At 71.5% G+C, this 1,928-nt stretch carries 3 protein-coding genes and 1 pseudogene; 2 read left to right on the top strand and 2 right to left on the bottom strand.

The window, feature by feature from the left end:
* The coding region (locus Q0112_RS15200) for an acyl carrier protein phosphodiesterase (protein ID WP_297976732.1) at positions 1-322 on the top strand (322 nt) is incomplete at its 5' end.
* Positions 323-329: 7 nt separating this feature from the next.
* Here Q0112_RS15200 and Q0112_RS15195 read toward each other — a convergent pair.
* Positions 330-578, bottom strand: coding sequence for a hypothetical protein (locus tag Q0112_RS15195; protein ID WP_297976730.1), 249 nt, complete (start codon positions 576-578; stop codon positions 330-332).
* Between the two features lie 144 nt (positions 579-722).
* Here Q0112_RS15195 and Q0112_RS15190 point away from each other — a divergent pair, with 144 nt between their 5' ends.
* On the top strand, positions 723-1,361 hold the full coding sequence (locus Q0112_RS15190) for a hypothetical protein (protein WP_297976728.1): 639 nt from the start codon (positions 723-725) through the stop codon (positions 1,359-1,361).
* Positions 1,362-1,394: 33 nt separating this feature from the next.
* On the opposite strand, the pseudogene Q0112_RS15185 reads toward Q0112_RS15190, so the two are convergent.
* A pseudogene (locus tag Q0112_RS15185) lies at positions 1,395-1,928 on the bottom strand (error-prone DNA polymerase); the annotation flags it as partial.

Below are 1,928 nucleotides of genomic sequence, written 5' to 3'. Positions count from 1 at the left end.
GGCGCCCTATTGCGCCGGGGTGTACCGGCAGCTCGCGGCGCGCCGGGCGGACCTGCCCGCGTCGGCCCACCTTGCGCTGGAGCGGATGGCGCGCGAGGACTGGCTGGGCAGCTACGCCGGGCTGGAGGGCATCGCCGACGTGCTCGCGCGCATGGGCCGGCGGGCGCGCCAGCCCAACCCGCTCGCGGGCGCCGAGGTGGAGTTCGTGGCCGATCCGGCGGGCTTCGCGCAGGACTTCGCCGACTGGCTGCCGGACGCCCGGCGCTTCGTGGCGGAGTGGCTGGACGGGCGCGGGCGGATTGGCCCGGTTGGCGGCGCGTAGCGCTGATTCAGGTCAGGTGGACCGCGCGCGCGGCGAAGGCCTCCGCCAGGGTGGCGAACTCGCGGCTGCGGTCGGCGCTGAGGCGGTAGAAGACCCGGTCGTCCTGCGTACGCCCGCAATAGCTGCGGATGACGACGCGCTCGATGCCGGGGATGCCGCGGTTGGCCTCGACGGTCTTGATCGCACCCGTGCCGGTGTCGTAGACGCCCGGGCGCTCCCGGAATCCGAAGGGGTCGTCGGTCTTGTGCGCGCTCATGGAAAAGACTCCTCGAACCGGAATCGCAACGGAAACAAGGATAGCACCGGCGGGCGCGGGGAGCGTGCAGGACAGCGGGTGATGCCGGGCGTATAGTGGGGCGAAAGCCTTCGGCCGATTTTCGATCCGTGCACGAGGTGCATCATGCGTTCGATCCATCCCCCAGCCACGCCCTCCCGGGCGCCCGCGCGTGCCCGCAATCTGTTCCTCGCCGCATTCTTCGCGGGCTTCGGCCTGCATGCGCAGGCGAATGCCGAACTGGCACCGGCACATAGCGTCGTCCGCTTCAACACCGTTTGCGCCAACTGCCATGAGGGCGAGTGCAGCGGACGCCTGAGCTTTCATCATGGCCCCGAGGCGGCGCGTGGCCACATGCAGCGCTACCTGGGGCCGATCAGCGACGAGGACGTCCGCTTCCTCTTCGCCGTGCTGCGCCACACCAAGGAGGCCTGCGGACAATATCCGGTGAGTGCCGGGGTCCCGGTCGGGGAGGCGTGGACCGCGGCCGAGCTCGAGCCTTGGCACAATCCGCAGGAGGGGGCATATTTCGTCCCGCTCGGGGAGGTCGAGGGCGGCCGCTATCGGCTGCAGATGGTCTTCGCCGAGCCGGCGCAGGCACGGTTGCGGATCACCGACGGCCGCTTCGAGGAGGTGGCCGAGACTTCGCTGTGCGCGGACAAGCCGGCCGAGCTCGAGGTCGAGCTGCCCGCTGGCCGTTACTACCTCACCCTGCATTGCCCGCAGCCGCTGCAGACCTTGAGGCTCTCGCCCCAGGTGCGCTGAAACCGTCGTGCGGATGCGTCGCGTGGCGGGTCTTCAGTGGAAGTCCCGGCTGCGCGCGGCCAGACTGCCGAGCAGGGGCGAGTGATCCACCACCCGGCTCGCCACCAGGTGCACGACGCGGCCCTGGCGGCGGATCTGACCGAACACGCCCATCAGGCGCGCGCCGAGCAGGATGCGGCGCTGCTGCTCGAAGAGCTCGGGGCGGACGATCACGTTGGTGAGCCCGGTCTCGTCTTCCAGCGTGAGGAAGAGCGTGCCCTTGGCGGTGCCGGGGCGCTGGCGGCAGGTGACCAGGCCGGCGCCGCGGGCGAGCATGCGGTCGGGCGCGACGGCGATGTCGGCGGCGGTGAGAAAGCGCAGGGCCGCGAGCTGGTCGCGCACGAAGGCGAGCGGGTGGCGGCCTAGGGTGAAGCCGAGGCGGGCATAGTCGGCGAGCAGGTCCTCGGTCTCGGCGGGTGCGTCCAGCGTGGCGGCGACGTCGCCACCGGGGGCCGCGGCGAGCAGGCCGGGCAGGGGCGCGGCGCCGCTCGCCTGCTCCTTCTCGTAGATCGCCTGGCCAAGCTTCAT

Origin of the sequence: uncultured Amaricoccus sp. (assembly GCF_937858865.1) — a bacterium.
Taxonomy (GTDB): domain Bacteria; phylum Pseudomonadota; class Alphaproteobacteria; order Rhodobacterales; family Rhodobacteraceae; genus Amaricoccus.
The sequence above is the reverse complement of the archived record's forward strand: the minus strand, read 5'-3'. Positions and strand labels throughout refer to the sequence as shown.